Annotated in this window: 15 protein-coding genes; 8 read left to right on the top strand and 7 right to left on the bottom strand. The window is 70.2% G+C overall.

Annotated elements, in window-relative coordinates; genetic code table 11:
- The first annotated feature begins 144 nt into the window (after positions 1 to 144).
- Together JS756_RS16660 and JS756_RS16650 are read left to right on the top strand one after the other, a co-directional pair.
- A complete protein-coding gene (locus tag JS756_RS16660) occupies positions 145 to 1,602 on the top strand; it encodes a DUF2637 domain-containing protein (protein WP_205383881.1) in 1,458 nt (485 codons plus the stop codon).
- Between the two features lie 117 nt (positions 1,603 to 1,719).
- On the top strand, positions 1,720 to 3,009 hold the full coding sequence (locus JS756_RS16650; RefSeq protein WP_240203865.1) for a hypothetical protein: 1,290 nt from the start codon (positions 1,720 to 1,722) through the stop codon (positions 3,007 to 3,009).
- Positions 3,010 to 3,030: 21 nt separating this feature from the next.
- Here the strand turns inward: JS756_RS16650 and JS756_RS16645 are convergent, their stop codons facing one another.
- Positions 3,031 to 4,050 carry a DNA polymerase Y family protein gene (locus JS756_RS16645; protein WP_240203864.1) on the bottom strand — a complete coding sequence of 340 codons (1,020 nt, stop codon included), beginning with the start codon at positions 4,048 to 4,050 and terminating at the stop codon, positions 3,031 to 3,033.
- A complete protein-coding gene (locus JS756_RS16640) occupies positions 4,047 to 7,496 on the bottom strand; it encodes a DNA polymerase III subunit alpha (protein WP_205383879.1) in 3,450 nt (1,149 codons plus the stop codon). The genes JS756_RS16645 and JS756_RS16640 overlap by 4 nt, the downstream gene beginning before the upstream one ends.
- Before the next feature lie 348 nt (positions 7,497 to 7,844).
- Between JS756_RS16640 and JS756_RS16635 the strand changes: the two genes are divergently transcribed.
- The 6 genes from JS756_RS16635 to JS756_RS16610 all read left to right on the top strand — a co-directional run bounded on the left by JS756_RS16635 (position 7,845) and on the right by JS756_RS16610 (position 12,139).
- Entirely contained in the window at positions 7,845 to 8,786 is a 942-nt protein-coding gene (locus tag JS756_RS16635) for an ATP-dependent DNA ligase (RefSeq protein WP_240203863.1), read from the top strand.
- Positions 8,787 to 8,933: 147 nt separating this feature from the next.
- Positions 8,934 to 9,416, top strand: coding sequence for a hypothetical protein (locus tag JS756_RS16630; protein ID WP_307790716.1), 483 nt, complete (start codon positions 8,934 to 8,936; stop codon positions 9,414 to 9,416).
- Between the two features lie 162 nt (positions 9,417 to 9,578).
- A complete protein-coding gene (locus tag JS756_RS16625) occupies positions 9,579 to 10,298 on the top strand; it encodes a prepilin peptidase (protein WP_205383876.1) in 720 nt (239 codons plus the stop codon).
- 280 nt (positions 10,299 to 10,578) lie between these two features.
- Entirely contained in the window at positions 10,579 to 10,938 is a 360-nt protein-coding gene (locus tag JS756_RS16620; protein ID WP_234388944.1) for an SH3 domain-containing protein, read from the top strand.
- A gap of 248 nt (positions 10,939 to 11,186) precedes the next feature.
- A complete protein-coding gene (locus JS756_RS16615; protein WP_053761302.1) occupies positions 11,187 to 11,405 on the top strand; it encodes a hypothetical protein in 219 nt (72 codons plus the stop codon).
- 68 nt (positions 11,406 to 11,473) lie between these two features.
- Positions 11,474 to 12,139 carry a GNAT family N-acetyltransferase gene (locus JS756_RS16610; protein ID WP_205383875.1) on the top strand — a complete coding sequence of 222 codons (666 nt, stop codon included), beginning with the start codon at positions 11,474 to 11,476 and terminating at the stop codon, positions 12,137 to 12,139.
- A gap of 149 nt (positions 12,140 to 12,288) precedes the next feature.
- Here the strand turns inward: JS756_RS16610 and JS756_RS16605 are convergent, their stop codons facing one another.
- The 5 genes from JS756_RS16605 to JS756_RS16585 all read right to left on the bottom strand — a co-directional run bounded on the left by JS756_RS16605 (position 12,289) and on the right by JS756_RS16585 (position 17,517).
- Complete coding sequence (locus JS756_RS16605; RefSeq protein ID WP_079001393.1) at positions 12,289 to 12,777, bottom strand: gamma-glutamylcyclotransferase family protein; 489 nt, start codon at positions 12,775 to 12,777, stop codon at positions 12,289 to 12,291.
- Between the two features lie 13 nt (positions 12,778 to 12,790).
- A complete protein-coding gene (locus JS756_RS16600) occupies positions 12,791 to 13,363 on the bottom strand; it encodes a GNAT family N-acetyltransferase (RefSeq protein ID WP_200402260.1) in 573 nt (190 codons plus the stop codon).
- Positions 13,360 to 14,679 carry an NsdA family TPR-like regulatory protein gene (locus JS756_RS16595; RefSeq protein WP_053761305.1) on the bottom strand — a complete coding sequence of 440 codons (1,320 nt, stop codon included), beginning with the start codon at positions 14,677 to 14,679 and terminating at the stop codon, positions 13,360 to 13,362. Before JS756_RS16595 ends, JS756_RS16600 begins: the two co-directional genes overlap by 4 nt.
- 888 nt (positions 14,680 to 15,567) lie before the next feature.
- On the bottom strand, positions 15,568 to 16,056 hold the full coding sequence (locus JS756_RS16590; protein ID WP_053761307.1) for a TrmO family methyltransferase domain-containing protein: 489 nt from the start codon (positions 16,054 to 16,056) through the stop codon (positions 15,568 to 15,570).
- A 75-nt stretch (positions 16,057 to 16,131) separates the two neighbouring features.
- On the bottom strand, positions 16,132 to 17,517 hold the full coding sequence (locus JS756_RS16585) for an NsdA family TPR-like regulatory protein (RefSeq protein WP_200402257.1): 1,386 nt from the start codon (positions 17,515 to 17,517) through the stop codon (positions 16,132 to 16,134).
- Positions 17,518 to 17,720: the final 203 nt, after the last annotated feature.

The following is a 17,720-nucleotide window of genomic DNA, read 5'->3' as shown; positions in this document are numbered from 1 at the left end:
CACCTGTAGAGAGCGAGGGGCCTCTTCGGCCGACCATCCGACGAAGGAGACCGCGCACATGAGCCGCCGTCGGCAGCACGCCGCCGTCCCGCCGCCCGCCGGGCCCGCCATCCCCGCGGCACGCTCCAGGGAAGGGGGCCGCCGATGACCACCTTCCAGTGGGCGCTGTCCGCGGGTCTTGCCGTGGCCGGGATCGGGACCGCGACAGCCGTCGCCCTGCTGCTGGGCAGCCGCCGCAGGGCCGCGGAGCAGAACGCCACCACCGAGGAGCGCGCCGCGCTCGCCCTCCAGCGCCGCAACGCCTGGCAGCGTCGCCTCGCGGTGATAGCGCTCGGTATCGGCTGCCTGATGATGTTCGTGCTCGCCGGTATCGCTGCCTGGCTCTCCTTCGGGGCGCAGCGCGAGTACGCCCACGCGCACAATGGCGGCGACTGGGACGCGGCGACCGGCTTCGCGCTGCTCCTGGACGCCGGTGCCCTCAGCCTCTCCCTCATCCGCTTTTTCGAGGCCCTGACGCTGCGGTCCTCAGCGATCACGCGGATCCTTCTGCTCGCCTTCGTGTCGGCCTCGGCGGCGATGAACCTGCTCCACGCCCCCGGGTCGGGTGCCGGCAGTGCGTTCCTCGCGGTGGTCCCGCCGCTGGTGTACGCGATCCTGCTCGAGATGCTGCTGTACAAGATCGAGCAGGTCATCATGGGCCGGCAGAAGCGCCGCAAGGCCGACAGCGAGCGGGCCTACAGCCTGCTGCTGTGGCTGCCCTGGCCGATCGGCGCGCCGGTCAAGATGTGGAAGGCGTGGCGGACCGAGCTCCTGGCGACCGTCGACAACGTCCGCGTGATCGGTTCCCAGCGCCCCCGACCAGTCGCCGCCGCGGCCGAGGTGACCGTGGAGCGCGCCGACTCGGCCGCCATCGTGGGCACCGCCGCGGTCGGCGCGGTGCCGGTCAACGCGCTGGCCAGCGCCCCGAAGACCGCCGTCGGGAAGGCCGAAGAGGCTCCGGTGGCCGCAGTGGCCCCACCCGCTGCCTCGGCGTCCGCGGCGGTCATCACGCCGCAGGAAGAGGGGGCGGCCACGCAGGAGGCCCCGGTGCCGGCCGTGGCGGTCGAGCCGCGCCCTGCGGCCGTTCCCGAACCGGAAGCAGAGCAGGACCCCGAACCTGAGGAAGAACCTGCCGCGCCCACCGCGACGGCCTCGCCCACCGGTCAGCCCGACGAGGAGCCCGTACCGGGCGGCGGCGCCCCCGGTGACGAGGATGCAGAAGAGGAGGAGCCCGAGGACGAGGAGCCCGACCCCGAGCACGACACTCCGCCGCACGACGAGGAAGACGAAGAAACTCGGGAGCGGCTGAGCATCGACATCGACCTTTCAGTGCTGCCAAAGAACCTCACCCAGCGGCAACGGGCCGAGCGGATCTACGTCGCCCACCAAGCCGCTGGCGTGGCCCTGTCGCAGGCCGACCTGGGCAAGTGGGCCGGGTACAAGAACCCCAACTCCGGCGGCAACGAATACCGCCGGCTGGAGAAGGAGCACGGCCCCATCGTCGTCCGCGAGGGTGCCACCCACGTCGACCTGAACTGGTCCCACCAACCGGTAGCCGCCTGAACGTCCAGCTCCCCCAACTCCCCGGCTGGCACGCCCCCGAGCCGGGGAGAATGCCGTGTCGGACCATGCGGGTAGCCTCAGGGCGACACCACACCGGGTACAGAAGGGGGGCGGCCGGTGAGCAGCCGCTGGCACCGGGCGATCGCCGAGCTGAGCGCCCAGGGCGACGCGGCCCGGGCCGCCGCCCAGCGCGTGCAGGACGTTCCCAGCGGGCAGCGCACGACCGCCGCGGCGATCTCCAACGTTGCCGAGACCGACTATCTGCGCAGCGCGAGCGCGCTGCTGCGCGCGCACCTCACCGACCGGCGTCCGCCCCGGCGGCTGCCGGTCGCCCGCGTCTGGCCGTTCCTGCGCGATGTGTGGAAGGACCAGGTGTTGGACCGGCGCGGCGGGGTGTGGCGGGCCATCCCCCGGAACGCCGCCCTCGTACAGATGCGCAGCGCCCCGTCCGACCCTCTCCTGGCCGCCGTCATCGACCAGGCCGAGGCACTGCAGGCCAGCCTCCGCGGCGAGCGGCAGGTGAACCGGCTGTACGAGTCGTACATCCCTGACCGGACGGGCAGCCCGGACGCGAGTCTGCTCGTCGGTGGGCGCACGGCGCCCACACTGCCCGGGTTTCCCGACCCGGGGCATCCCCTCAACCGTGCCTTTCCCCGCGGCGGGGCCACGGGTACGCGGATCCAGCCCGGCCGGGAGGCCGAGTTCAACCAGCTGAGCAGCGACCGGTCAGCCGTGCACGCCAGGGCCCTCGCCTTCGGCGACGCGGTTCTCGCTCTCCTCGTCACGCACCGGGCGGACGGCGTAGCGCCGGAGTCGGGACGACTGCGCGGTGCCGGCCGCTGGGTGGGACGCGAGCAGCAGCTGGTGCCGGACCGGGCGAAGTGGCCGGCCAAGCTCAACGGCTACCAGGGCGCGACACTGGCCGGGCTCGGCTGGCTGGTGCTCGCGTGCACCGGACTCCCGCTCACCTTCGGGCAGCGCGCCGACCTGCTGTCCCACTACACGCTGCTGTTCCTGGCGGCCGGCCTCATCGCCTGCACCGGGACAGCCCTGATCTACCGGCACGGACCGAAGCTGATCACCCCGCCGGGGCCCCAGGCCCTGTTCCCCGGGATCGTCGCGGCGGTGATCGCCTTCACGGTGTGGCAGGGCCAAGGTCCCGTCGCCGATTACTACTTCGCCGGCCCGTACGACCGCTACGACCGGCAGTACGCGAACGGATGCCTCGCCGCCAGCCCCTACCGGCACGATGCCGTCCAGGCCATGGTCGACGACGGCGTGCTGACCGTCACGCCGGTGACCGGCGGGACGACGCTGCGCCTGGGGCCGGCCGAGGACGGCAGCACGCATCCGCTGCGCCCGCTCGACCGGGTGACCCGGGCGGTGCTCGACGAGTACGGGTGCTGACCCGGCCCGTGGGATCCGCCATCAGGACGTGGTGAGCCTTTTGAAGGCGGAGGCGGCGCCGGCGGCGCCGGGACCGTAGCGGGCGCGTGCCCGGTCGAGGGCGGCTTCCAGCCGATGGAGCTTTTCGTCGCGGTCGTCGAGGGTGAGCTGGTGGGTGGCGTGGGCGGCCGGGCGGAGCCGTTCGGCTCGCAGGGCGATCCCTCGGACGCGGGCACGCTGGAGACCGAGATCAGCCACGAGCTGGCGGGCGGTTCCTGCCAGGGCGGGGGTATGCGCGGTGGCCTCGGCGAGCGTGCGCGTGCGCACGGTGTGGGTGTGGTCGGCGTACATCACGGTGAGCGTGAGGGCCTGTGCGATCTCGGAGGCCTTGCGCAGGCGCTCGCCGAGGTCCTCGGCCAGGGCCAGGGCGGTGCGCTGGTGCTGGTCAGTGTCGAGTTCATCCAGGTCGAAGCGGTGGCTCGCGCTCAGGGAGCGGGGAGCGGCGGCGGGGACGACGGGGCGTTCGTCAATGCCGCGGGCGAAGTCCTGGATCTGGCGGGCGGCGGATCCGAGGATCCGTTGCAGGGTTGCGGGCGTGGTGTCGGCGACGTCGCCGGCGGTGGTGATGCCGTAGCGGGCGAGCGTCTTGGCCGTCTTGGGCCCAACTCCAGGAAGCGCGGGGGCCGGCTGGGGGCGCAGGAACGCGGCGATCTCGTAGGGGGTGTTGCCGACGATGGTTGCGGCGCCGGGCGGGGTGAGGGCAGCGGCCATGGCGGCGATCGACCGCGTGGGACCCGCCCCTGCCGAGCTCTGCACGCCGTGGAGTGCGAGAAGGCGCAGGCGGATCACCGCGGCCAGGCCTTCGACGTCGCGGTCCCAGAATCGCAAGGAGCCGGTGACGTCCATGTAGGCGGACCAGTCGGCGGGCAGAGGTTCGGTGGTCGGGCTGATGCCGCCCAGTACGTCCATCAGCTGTGCGAACAGCTCTTCGCTGCGCTGCTGCGCATGGAAGTGGATCCGAACGATGGCGCGGGGGCGGGAGACCGGCGGTGTGCTGCTCAACCTGCGCTCCCTTGGCTCCGGTGGCCCAGGCGGGTGAGGTCGGCGGAACGGGTGCCAGCGGGCTGGAGGTCCGCGTAGGGGTGGAGCCGCGCGCCAGCGGTTCCGTCGGGGATCGTGCGTGCTGGTGTCGGCTGGGCGGGTGTGGGTGCGGGGGTCTGGCCGAGGATGTCGAGGACGGCCTGGGGCCCGTGGGTGGCGCGGGTGGTGGCGAGGGAGTCGAGGTCCCAGGCCATCTCGCCGACCACGGTGCGGCGTGGACCGCGGGCTTCGACGGTGCCGCGGACGAGGAGCAGTCCGTTGTGGAAGATGGTGTGGGCGCACTGCTCGTGGGAGTCCTCGAAGAAGGCGAGATCGACCAGGCCGGAGCCGTCTTCGAGGGTGACGAAGATGATCCTTTTCCCGGACGCGATGGGTGGGGTCTGGGTGGAGGCCCGTACGCCGGCGACGAGGACTTTCTGTCCCGGGTGCATGGCTTTGAGGTGGGCGGCGTCGGTGGCGCCGATCTCGCGCAGGAGGCGGTGGTGGTCCTCCATGAGGTGGCGCGAGACGTCGATCTTGAGTACGCCGAGCTCGGCCTCCAGTTTCTCGCGGGCGGTCATCTCTCTCAGCCCGGCCGGGCCGGCGGTCACCAGAGTGGTGTCAAGCGGGAGTTGGCCGGTGCCGGGGCGGGTGCGGGTCTGGCGGTGCAGCTCGGTCGCCTGCAGCAGCAGGTCCCGCCGTGACGCCTCTCCCTTGAACTGGTCGAGTGCGCCAATCCTGATCAGGCGTTCGACGGTCGGCAGCTTCGGCCGGGCGCGGGCCCAGAAGTCCTGGAGCGAGGTGTAGGGCTGTGCGGCGGCGATCCTGACGACCTCGTCCTCGCTGATGCCGTGTACCGATGACAGGGAGATCCGCACGCCCCAGCTGTCCGGCGTCTCCTCGACCGTGTACGCGGGCTTGGAGTGGTTGATGTCGACGGGGAGGACGGGGACGTCGTGGCGGCGGGCGTCGGCGACGATGACGCGCAGCGGCCACATGCCGGGGTCGTGCTCCAGCAAGCCGGCGTAGAGGGCGGCGGGGTGGTGGGCTTTGAGCCACGCGGACTGAAGGGCGGGGACGGCGAACGCGACGGCGTGGGCGCGGCAGAATCCGTATGCTCCGAACGACGAGACGATCTCCCAGACTTCGTCGAGAACGCTGTGCGCGTAGCCACGGGCGCCGGCCAGTTTCCGGAACCACGACTCGATCTTCGGCAGGCGCTCTTCGTCGCCGAGGGCGCGGCGGGCGACTTCGGCGAGGGCTCTGTCGCAGCCGGTCATGACGGCGAAGATGTCGATGATCTGTTCATGCCAGATCGTCACTCCGTAGGTGTCGGCGAGGACCGGTTCGAGGTCGGGGTGGGGGTAGGTGGGTGCTGCGCCGTGTCGTGCGGCGATGTAGAGGGCGGGCATGCCGCCGGCGACCGGGCCCGGGCGGAAGAGGGAGATGTCGGCGATGACGTCCTGGGGGCCGCGGGGCTGCAGGCGGCCGACCAGGTCCTGCTGGCCGGGCGACTCGAGCTGGAACATGCCGACGGTGTCGCTGGCCTGGATGAGCGCGAAGGCGAACCTGTCGTCGAGGGGGACGTGGTCGGGGTTGTCGAGGTCGATCTGCCGGCCGGTCGTGCGGCGGATCTCCTTCACCGCGTGGGCCATCGCGGACTGCATCCGCACGCCCAGGACGTCGAGCTTGAGCAGGCCGAGGTCCTCGACGTCTTCCTTGTCGGCCTGGACCATCGGGTACTCGCCACCGGGCGTGGGCTGCACGGGCAGGCGGTTCAGCAGGGTGGAGTTGGAGAGGATGACGCCGCAGGGGTGCATGGCGATCCCGCGCGGCAGCTTGTCCAGGCCCTCGGCGAGCTCCCACAGCGGGCCGAAGTTCTCGGCTTCCGTGGCCAGGCCGCGCAGTTCCGGGAGTTCTGCGAGTGCTCCGCGGATGTCGGCGGCGCGGATGTGGGGGAAGGACTTCGCGATTCGGTCGACGGTGGCCGGCGGCAGGCCGAGTGCGAGGCCGGTATCGCGCAAGGCGTGGCGGGCGCGGTAGGTCTCGGGCATGCCGGTGACTGCGACGCGTTCTGTGCCGAAGCGGGCGATGATCCGGTCGTAGACCTCCAGTCGGCGCGCGGATTCGACGTCGATGTCGATGTCCGGGAGCGAGGCTCGCCGCTCACTCAGGAAACGCTCAAAAAGGAGAGAATGCGACAAAGGGTTTGCGGTCGCCACAAAAAGCGCGTGGTTGACCATCGAGCCGGCACCGGAGCCGCGCGCGGCGACCCGGATGCCCATCGCGCGGACGTCGGCGACGACCTGAGCGACGGCGAGGAAGTAGGCCTCGTAGCCGAGTCGTCCGATGATGCCGAGCTCGTAGTGCAGCTGGTCCATGGCGCGCCGGTCGAGGTCGAGGCCGCGAGCGACCATCCCGGCCTCGCACCGCTGCCGCAGCAGTCGCATCGCGCCGCCCGGCACCGGCTCCGCACCCACCACTTCGGGCTCGGGGAAATGCGGGGTGCCCAGTCCGAGGTCCCGTACGGGGTCCAGGGTGCAGGCTTCGGCGACGGTAAGCGTGTCGGCGATGAGGCGCTCCGCCCGTCGGCCGTCGGCACCGGTGGCCGCCGCGACCCGCTGTGCGATCGCCGTCATGTCGCCGGCGGGCTTGAGCCAGCGCTCGCCGCAGTCCAGCCGTCGCCGGTCCACAGGGCGTAGCAGCCGCGCGGCGTCCAGCACGTCCGCGATCCGGTGCTGGCCCGGGTCGGCGTAGCGGACGGCGTTGGTCAGGACGGCCGGGATGGCGAGGCGGTCGGCAAGCATGAGGGTGTGCGCGGCAAGTCGTACGGAGCCGGGTCCGGTTCCAGGCAGGCCCCAGCACACGACCTCCAGCCGCAGGCCTTCGCCCGCGGCCTGCCGCCACGGCTCCAGGAGCTGTTCGGCGATGTCCGCGCGGCCTGCGGAGAGGGCGCGCAGCGGTTCGGAGGCAGGGCCGAGCATCACCACCAGGCCGCTGCCCGCGTACTGGCGGAGGTGATCCCACGACGCCGCCGGCGGAGCGCCGGCGGCAAACGCGGCGGCGTGGGTGGCGGACACCAGCCGGCACAGCCGCGCCCACCCGTCGGGGTCCTGGGCCAGGAAGGTCGCCCGGAACGGTGCTTCGGCCACGTGCGCGCCGCCCCGCACCGGAGTGCGGCGGCGGGCGGCCGGAGCGGCGGGAGTGCATGCGGCGACCCCGAGGTCCACACCGAACAGCGGGCGGATTCCCTCGGCCGCGGCGGCCTTCGCGAAACGGACGGTCCCGGTGACCATGTCCCTGTCGGTCAGCGCCAGCGTCCCGATGCCGCGCTCGGCGGCCCGGGCGGCGAGATCGCTTGGATGTGAGGCGCCGTAGCGGGCCGAAAACCCGCTCGCCACATGCAGATGAGGAAGCCCTCCGCGCATGCCACCCTCCGCCCGAATACCCCCAAACCAGTACCAACCGACTCCCTCCGCTTCGACTCTATCGAACATTAATTCGAACACGCGAGTTTCGGACACCGAGGACCAGCCATCCGGCTGCCGCGACAGAAGGCCGGCTCGGGTGAAGGCGGTGCCGAGGCCGCAGTGGTGCGGTCGCCGCGATAGGGCTCTCGGGCCTGCGGCAGCGTCCTCCCCGGGTCTCGCCCGCCCTCGGCTGGCCCGCTGAGTACCCCTGCCCGAGGCGGTCATCGGAGACAGACTGTGCGCGGGCGAGCGGGATGCGAAGAGCGTAGGACTGGACGGGTGCACCTTTCACCGCCGGTCGAGCCGATGCTGGCACGCTCCGTGACGACGCTGCCGCCATCCGGGCCCAGGCCCATGCTCTTCGAGCAGAAGGCCGACGGGTTCCGGGTCCTTGTGTTCACCGGTCCCGAGCCGTACCTCCAGTCCAGGCGAGGCGCCGACCTTCGCCCGGCCTTCCCGGAGATCGCCCGTGCCGCGGCCGCGCTCAGGGTCGCGGCAGTCGTCGACGCCGAGCTGGTGGTCTGGCACGACGGCAGGCTGGACTTCACGGCCCTTCAGCACCGAGCCCGGCTCCGCGGGCCCCGTGCAGAGCGCGCCGCCCGCGAGCAGCCCGCCCACCTGATCACCTTCGATCTGCTCGAGGTCTCCGGCGCCGTCCTCATGGACCAGCCCCTGCATCAGCGCAGGAGGGCACTGGAGAGCCATTTCGCATCCCTGGAGCTCGCAGCGCCCTGGGCGCTGTGCCCACAGACCGCCGACGCCGCAACAGCCCGCACATGGCTGGATCCGGCCTGGGGAGCAGCCGGCGTCGAAGGCCTCATGATCAAGGATTCCGGCTCCCGGTACCGGCCTGGGGAGCGCGGATGGCTGAAGCTGAGGACGCGCATGACGACGGAAGGGATCATCGGTGCGGTCACCGGCACCGCGCACGCCCCCCGCAGCCTCCTGCTCGGCCGGCTCGACGCGACCGGCCGTCTCCGGCTGATCGCCCGCTCCACACCGCTGTCCCGCACGGCGGCGATCGAGCTGGGTGCGGTCCTGCGCCCGGCGGGAGCCGACCACCCTTGGTGGGGCCGGGAGTTCTCAGCAGGATGGGGAACGAAGGAGCTGCTGGTCTTCCAGCCCGTCGTGCCCGAGCACATCGCCGAAGTCGACACCGACACAGCGCTTGACCTGGGCCGACACCGCCACCCGGTGCGCTACCTGAGGCTGCGGGACGACATGGCTCCCGGCGACATACGGGAGTGAGCGCCGCTCGCCGGACCGCTCTCGTGCTGCGCCGTCGGGTCGGAGAGTGAGAGCCGGGTCACAGCCGTAGCGCCCAATCGTGGACTATGGCGCGCCTCTCACCTGGTCATGATCAGAACTCCACTCGCGACCAGGAGGAGTTCCGCTGTGCCAGTCCTGCGCCAGATCACCACATGCACCGCGCCGTCGACCGTCGTCGTTGAACGCCGCACCCGGGCACGGGACCGGCCGGTGGACTACCGGCTTGAGGTCTGCCATCGCCACCGGTGGCTGGCGAGCAACTGGACCGGGCGGCGCGGCGCCGACGGAGCGGGAGGCAGGTGTGGCACCGTCACGGACTACCGGGCTTTCGACACGATCGTGCAGTCCCACGCCGACCTGTGGCTCCGGGCGTTAACCACGAACGGTCCCGAGGATCACGACGGCGACCTCGCGGCCGCGCTCCGCGCGGGCTTCGAGTGGCTGACCGCACACAGGGAACCGACCGGCGTGGCGATGGCTCTGGAGCACGCGGCCCGGGTCGCCGAGGCGACCGCGGCCGGCACCCTCAAGCCGGCAGAGGGCCAGGTGCAGGTCCTGGCCGCGCTCAGCCTGGCGGAAACGCTCGACGCCGGCTCACGGGGAGCATGAGCCGGCGGCCGTACGACGGAACGTGTCATCGGTTCCCGCCGGGCCCGGCGCTCAGGGCAGGGGACCCGTGGAGGCGGGCCGGTGGGAGTCGTCGCGGCGGGCCGTAGGGTCGAAGCCGACCGGCCCGTCACGGGGAGGCCGGGCTGCACGTAGGAGTCTCCTTTGTCCGTCCTCAGCGTTGCCCTGATCGCCGCCGTCGGAGCGCTGGCCGGCGCTGCGGCACGCCCGGTGGTCTTCGCCCGCTCCGTCCCGGCGGCCGCGTCCGCACGCAGTGACTGCCCGCACTGCGGCAGCAGCGTCCTCGGACGTCGGCTCCCGGTGCTGCCCGCCTCCGGGCGCTGCCCCGCGTGCGCACAGGCGATCGGACCGCACGCCTTCACGCCGGAGGCGGCAGCCGCCGTGGCGTTCGCCGTGATCGCGGCGGGCGGGGCGAACGGCTGGGTCGCCGCTGCCCAGTACTGGATCGCCGCATGCGGTGTCGCACTCGCCCTGATCGACGTCGCCGTGCAACGGCTCCCTGACGTGCTCACCCTCCCCGCCTTGTGCGGGACGTTCCTCCTGCTCACCGCGGCCCAACTGGCGGGCGAGCCCGGGAGTCTGGGCCGCGCGGCCGCCGCCGCTGCCGTGCTCACCGCCGTCTTCCTCCTCATCGCGTTCACCGGCGCCATGGGGCTCGGAGACGTCAAGCTCGCACCGGCCATCGGGGCGCTCCTGGGCTGGAGCAGTTGGACGGCTTTGTTCTGGGGAGCAGCCGCGGGCTTCGTCGTCGGCGCGGTCCTGGAGGTGGCGCGGATGGCAGTCGGCCGTACCCGCCGCACGCACGTGTCTTTCGGCCCCTACATGGTCATCGGGGCCCTCGCCGTTTCGGTCACCGCGGCCTGACCGCGCTGCGCATTCCCGGAAATACCGCTTCCTGTAATTCCTCTTCCTGCACACCGCATTCCGGAACGGCTCATACCTGACCCCGCCGTTCCGGAACGCGGATTCACGGAATAAACCAAGCCTGGTCAACTCCTCGGCGCAGAAAGAAGATCGAGTCCGGAACGAAGACGAACCTGTCACGTTCCCGATCTTCTTCGCCCTCCTAACTGTCTATCAGCACCGCGATGAGGAAGTCAGACGGGCGGGGAATTCCGGCCGACGACACCAGGAAGAGCCGCACATGCACACCCTCACCCGCCGCGTAGCGACCGTGGCAACCACCGGCGCCCTGCTCCTCGGCGGCGCCGTCGCCACCGCCTCCACCGCCAGCGCCGCGACCGTCGGCAGCGGAGCCTGCACCCACCAGATCAAGCTCAACACCGACGTGTACACGACGGTGAAGTTCCGCACCGGCCCCGGCACCGGCTACACCGCCACCGGCCAGCTCTCCAAGGGCACCGACGTCTACTGGCAGTGCAACAAGGGCGACAACGGCAAGCCCGGCGCCTGGGGCTACGTCACCGTGAAGTCCGGCGCCCACAAGGGCAAGAAGGGCTGGGTCGCCGCCCAGTACATCAACGTGCCCATGCAGCTGGACTGACCTCCACCCCCGGCCGACAGAGACGACCTGACTCGAGCTCTCCCGGCCCCACCCACGCCTGAGCCGTCACCTCGAACAGGCTCAGGACGACGCGACGGCGGCCCGGCCCACTGTGACCCCGGGCCGCCGTCGGCGTACCCGCACCCGGAACCCGGCACCCACCCCGCCGGTGGCCTGGCGCCACGCCCGCTCCGCTGGCCCGGCCCCGAGAGTCGCCGACCGGGCGATCGAGCCCCAGGACAGGCACCTTGAACCTCACTTTCTCGTCACCCGGCGCCCCGGCATCCCTCCTCGACCGCGCCCTCGACTCCGCCCCCGGCCCCGCCGGCGCCCTCCAGGCCGTCCTCCTCGCCCAGCGCCTCGCCGACGGGCTCCTGTGCTCACGGCCGCCGCAGCCTGACACCCGCGCGCTGACGGACCACGATCCGGACCCAGAGCGCATAGAACGTGTACCTACCAGGCAGTAGACGTCTAAGGTGCGGACGGGACACCAGACTGCCGACCGCTCGCGGACGAGCACACAGGAGCGGACCGCATGCTCACGATGCGCCCGGCCATTCCGGACGACCAACCCGGCCTCGCCACGATGATCCAGGCTCGCTCCGACTGGATGAAGGCCAACCAGCTCCCCGGCTGGCGCAACTGGGGGAAGCACGTCCACGAGCTGGCCGACAACTGCACGCGCCACCCAATCGAGATGTGGGTCCTGACGGAATGCGGCGACCGGATCCTGGGCTGTACCACGATCCTCCGGACATCCGCGCCCTGGACCTGGACCGCGGCCGAAGCCGTCGACACCGCCTACTACCTCAACGGCACCGTCACCGATCCCGCCGAACGCCATCGCAAGCTCGGCACACTCATCGCCGACTGGGCCGTCGACCGCGCGGCACGCGAGGGCATCAGCCGCGTACGTCGCGACTGCAGCTCCCCGGCTCTCGCCGAGTACTACCAGCAGCAGAACTTCCAGCTCATCCGAAAGGTCTCGACCCCCGGAGGGCACACTTCGTACGCCTTAGAACGCAAGGCAGAAGAAATCCCCGAGCTCGCCAGCTGGCTTATCCCCGACATTACCTCTCCGGGAATCTCTGGAAGGTGGAGGACACCTCTCGCCGAGAGCGCGAGATCGAATATGGCGGGAGCAATGGGATACTTCTCACGATCGTTCCGCGGTGCGGCCGAAGTATCCCTTTCGGTGTAGGACGCCACTGCAGTGAGGCAGTTGAAACGAGAGCGGCCTGTCTTCCCTGCGATATCGGCAGAGAGGGCAGGCCGCAACATCCGCTCACCGGGGTTGAGGTTCGCTTCAGTGAGATGCAAAGCGGCCGAACACCTGGGTGAGCCCGCCGTCTACTCGCCCTTCGGCCGCCCTGCGGCCAGCCCAGGGGCAAGCCGCGCGCAGCGGGCTGCGTAGGCGGCGAGATGCCGGGCTTCGAATTCCGTGGCATCCCAGTCATCCACTCGTACATCACCTCCAGGCCATATGTACGCCCAACCCCACCGCCCGTTGGACAGCGGCAACTCTCGCAGCTCGTATCGAGCGTCCTCGAACGCGTCGAGGATGCGCCACTCCTGGTGGCTCAGGTCGGTCAGGACCACCCCGGAGGCAACGTCGGCGGACGTTCCAGCGACGAGGCCTGGGTATACGCGGCCTTCGAGCGCGGCAGCGCGGTAGCCCGGCGCGGATGCCGGAGACTGCTGCGGGACTCGGCCCAGCAGGGCCCGGAGGACGGCGTCGAAACGGAGCGTGCCGTAGCAGAACAGCACGTCGGGGCGTTGCGAGAGTCGGTCCCGGCGCCCAGTGGCTTCCGGGGCCGAGGTGGTTATGGCTTGCGTCATGTGCTTTCCGGTCTTAGTGGGAGGTCAGGTACATCGCGTCGTAGACGGGTGATTCTGGGGCGTGCTTGATCTGGCCCAGGATCGTGTACCCCCACCGGAGATAGGCACTGCGTGCGGGCTCATTGTCCTCGATGCACGTCAGGGCTGTGACGTTCTCCTCCCGGCCGGAGATGACCGTGTCGTGGATCTGGCGTCCGAGACCGCGATTCTGGTGCGCGGGCAGCACCATCAGCTCCCGCAGCCAGAAGATGCCGCCAGAGTCGGCGAGTTCCTGCAGCCAGGCTGGGCGCTGGGTGCCGAGGGACGTCCACCAGGGCTTGTCGTGGGGCAGGGTGGCACCGTGGACGTATCCGACGATTCGACCGTCCAGCCGGGCTGTCACCGTCTCGAAGCCTTGGGTGTCGAAGGCAGCCTCGAGTCGGCTCCGGAAGGAGTCGACGGAGAAGAAAGGGTCACCGATGTAGGGGGGCGTGTCGTACACCGTGGCGTAGACGTCGACCAGTTCGGTGAGTATCGCCTTCGCTGACTGCGCATCGTGCCGCTGGAACTCCGGGTCCACCGTCTGCACTCTCCTTTGCTTGCTCACGCGACGTGAGTACGGATCTGTTCGAGTAGGTCCCCCACGCCGCGGGCGCGTCGATGGGGAATCAAGCCGTCATGAACGATCGTCAACTGCGCCGTCGTTCGCGTAGAAGACATCCCGCTCTCCACGAGTCGGAGAGCCTGTGTCGCGGCGGCCAGACCGTGGTCGACGTCGCCGTTCTGCACGGCCGCAACCGAGAGCCGGCCGAGGCACATTCCGCGGTTCCTGGAGTGGGCGACATCCTGAAGCGCCTCAGACCGTGCGAGAAGGTCTTGGGCTCGGGCCACCTGGCCGAGGTCGAGCCGGCACATGCCCTCCAGACACGTCAGCTCGGCAAGGTTGAGGAAGTGCGCCCAGTCCGGGTCCAGCTCGTGGTCTCCGTGCTCCCATTCCTGCCAGGCGCGCTTGATGGCGGCCTCACAGTTGAAGACGTCCCCGACGCGTGCGTGTCCCTGAGCCTCCCGGATAGCCAGAAGTGCGGTGACGCGGCTGGGTGCGTTCCAGAGTTCGGCGTGCCGCTGTCCGAGCTTGGCGAAGCGCACGGCTTCGCGTCCCTTGTTCAGGTCGACGGCTTGTCTGGCCATGTTGCTGAGGGTGCGGCTGGCCAACACGTCGTCGCTGGTGTAGTTGGCCGCGTTGAGGGCCTCGGAGAAGTACTGGCGGGCCTGAGTCTGCAGCCCCGCGTCGTAGCAGAACCATCCGAGCGACGTAGTGAGCTTCCCCGCGAGTGCGTGCAGCCGCTGTCCCAGAGCGTCGTCATAGATACCCCGGTCGATCATGTGATGGGTCCAGAGCAGATGAGCCCGGGTCGGTCGCCATAGTCGATTCGCGCCGAACTGCTGGTCGATCGCATAGTTGTCGTCGGCGGCACCGGACAGCAGTTCGACTTCCTCCGGCGAGATTCGCCACTCGCCGGCGCGGTTGGCGCTCGTGGTCGTCTCGGCCAGCCACGGGGGCGGCGCCTCATCGGTGAGAGGACTGGAGCCGGCCGCGACCAGGAGGGGGCCAGGTGACGCCTGGCTGATCATGGGCACCGGTGTGAGAACCAGAGGGCCGCCGCGGTCCCCATCCGTTGGAGGGCGAAACCCCAGTTCCTCGACGGGGCACTTCCAGTAGGCGGCCAGCACCGCCCGACTGTCAGGGTGCGGCCAGGGCGGAGGTTCGGCGTTCTCCCACTTGGAGTACTGGCGGAGCGTGAAGGTGGGCGCCTTGCTCAAGCGTCCCTCTGCATGAAGGCGTCGGGCAAGAGCGGAGAGTTCCTGGACGACCTCTTCCTGCGTGCGGTTCGCACGGGTGCGTAACCGCTTGAGTTCACGCATGGCCACCTCCTCACCGTCTGGATGGCCTCACGGTAGCGACTTCGACGGCCTTGCGTGTGGGTTCGTCAACTGAATGCCCTGGTCAGAGGGAAAGGGCTGGCGAAAGGGCGGCCAAAGGGCATGTAAGAGGCAGCCAGAGTTCCGGGTAAAAGACCTGTTCACCGCTCCAGCCCTTCGCTGCACTAGGTCACGTTGCAGACACCCTGCGTTTGGTCCTGATGCTGGAGGGCTCATGGAGACCGGCGAGATGGCTGACGCCGAGAGCGCGGCTCTGTCCGTGTGGTTCTCCACGGCTACGCCGGACCCGGCTACGTCGACGGGCTTGTGGCGGACGAACCCGCACCTTCCGCGACGACTTGAGTGCGGCGTCACCTTCGACATCGTGCTGGCGGACCGGCATCTGATCGAGGCGGCCTATCGGCTCCTTGCCGAGTACGAACAGCCTCTCGGGCCCGCTGTGGCGTTCACCAGCCTTCGCTCTGCCGCCGTGCTCGTGCCGTGCGGCACGAGCGAGAGCTGGAGCAGTTTGATGGCGGCCTCCCAGTGGCCGGGCAGGCTTCCCCGGCCGGCCTGCCTCGGCAAGCGCCACGCCATTCTTGTACCCGCCCCGGCCCCACGATCGGGAGCCGGAGTCGCACGATGGCTTGTCCCACCCGATGACGAGCAGGTGATCGGCGGGACGCCGCTACTGACGAGCCCTGCTCCCCTTGCCCGCTGCCTTGCCGAGGCTCTTGCCCTTCATCTGCCTTTGGAGCGATCGCCTCTGAGCCGTGCCATGACAGCGGTCAGGTCCGTGCTGCCATCAACCAGGAGGCCGTGATGGCGACGGCACTCGCGCACGTGCTGCGCGCAGCTCTATCCGGGCAAGTGACTGGGAAGCAGGACGGCTCAGGGGCGCTCGTCTGCTCGCTTCCAGTAGTTCCGAAGCATGTCAGTGGGCCATTCCGGCTGGTGCACGGGTCCGCGGGGCAGCATCTCCTGGAAGACCGGCGCCAGGTCGATGACGGGAGTCCCAGCGTCCGCGTCCAGGTCCGTGACGTGCAGATCCCGTCCCTCGACTCGCAGCAGTCGCGGGTAGGAGATGCCGATTCGGGCCGGCCGCCTGTGATTGCGGTGGACGAGTCCTCCGGTGGCCGGCCAGTCCGGATTTCCGCGGGGGCTCCGCGGCTCAAGCTCGACGTCATTGTCCGACCCAAGGCTGAAGTGCCAGACGACCTCCAGGTGGCTGAACTCCTCGATGCCCTGGAGGGCACTCTCCGGGATGCTCGGCACGAGACGGATGATCGACTCGACTCCGCCTTTGTAGTCGTCAAGTCGGCCGGTCTGGCCTCCTACGACCGTGGCGATCACCGGCAGCTGGATGTGCTGGTCGAACACGCTTCCCCTCTCGTGGGTCTTCTCCCTCGGCGCCGAGAGATGGGCTCTCTGCGCCGGATTTCCCTACCGTACGGGTCACTTGTCCGCGAGGACCGCTCGGGCTCGCGCGTCGAGGTCTGCGGCTGGCCCACCGCCTCGGCGGAGGACGGGACTCAGTGCTCGGCGCATCTGCACGACGGTCTGCCGTGCCCGCCCGGACTGGACGCCGGTCATCGTGTCGAGCGCTTGGTGCCACGTCGCGCAGGCCGCATCGAGTTGCCCTTGCCGGACCTGAACCTCACCCAGGTATCCCAAGGTCACGGAGTGAGTCCTCTTGAACTGCCTCCGACGGGTGCGGACACTGCGCTTGAACTCGCGTTCGGCGCCCTTCAGGTCGCCCAGATCCCGCAGCGCGGCTGCGGTTTCATGGGCGAGACTTGCCTCTCCGAAAAACCACACCCGGGCGGGCTCGTTGCCGCTGTCGCTGGCGCGGCCCAGGTCGGACTCCGCGCGGTTGAGCGCGACCGCAGCCCGCTTCTTGTCGCCGGCGGCGGCAAGCCCTCGAGCGTGGACGACACCCAGCAGGGCTTTCTCCCGCCAGCAGGCTTCGGTGTAACGGCGGCTGGAGAGGGATCCTTCGGCCAGGCGTACGGCTTCCGCCGGCTGGTGCAGGTCAACAGCCTGGTGGGCCATGGCCCGCAGTACGTGCCCGGCGAGCGGCGCGTCGCCGGCCTCCTCGGCCAGCTGCGTTGCGAGGGTCAGCCACCGCAGCGCAATGGGGTGCTCCCCGGCGTCGAAACTCGTCCAGCCCGCGAGGTAGGCCAGTTCGGCAGCGGCCGACGTCATGTCCAAGCGCAGACTGTCGGAGGGGAATCGTGCGGCCAGGAGCTCGGCAACGTCGGTGCGAAGATAAGCGACCAGGGCGGCGCGTCCCACACCGCGGCCGCCGCGCTGCTGGTCCCGCTGAGACAAGAAGGCCGTCATCTCGCGCACGCTAGCGACGTCCTCGGCCGTGACCGTGTGCTGCGACAGCGGCTTGCGAGTGCGTGCGCGATCGGCGGCCTCCTGCCACCAGGTCTCGGAGGGCAGGGCCAGGCCGGCGACCGAGTAGGCCGACTGTGCCAGCACCTGGCGCCGAGCTATGTCCATGTCCGTGCTCCCGAGGGTCGCCAGCGTCGCGAGTGTGTCGACGCTCCACGCCGGCGCCTGCGGGTCGGCGGCGTCGTCCGGTGCCAGCCCAATGTCGGTCAGCGTGATGGTGCGACCGAGGCCGCGGGAGAGCGTCTCGGCCAAGATATGCGCTGCTCGGCCCTCCGGGATGGCGCCGCCGATCCAGCGAGCGATGCGGGACTGGTCGTAGCGCAGAAGTTCAGTTGCACCGTTCTCCGCGGCGACAGCCCGGAAGCGAGCAGCCAGTTGCCGCTGCGACACGCCCCATTCCTGGATGACGGCTTCCAGCCGGGTGTTGCGTGTGCGCCCCATGGGTGTGCGCCCCCATCCCCGAAACGATCTTGCATCACGTGCATCGCTTTGCCGAGCCTGCCTGCATTCCCACCGGCCCCGGCACGCGGTTGTCTCGTGAAGACGATATTCCTCCAACTCCCAGGCGGCGTACCGGAATCGGCCACGTCATGCCCACGATCTCGGACGGTGACCGGAATTGGCCCCAGCCGGGGCCGGGAAAG

The sequence above is a fragment of the Streptomyces actuosus genome (genome assembly GCF_016921115.1).
Taxonomy (GTDB): domain Bacteria; phylum Actinomycetota; class Actinomycetes; order Streptomycetales; family Streptomycetaceae; genus Streptomyces; species Streptomyces actuosus_A.
Note: the sequence above shows the minus strand (reverse complement) of the source record. Positions and strands in the feature narration are given on the sequence as shown.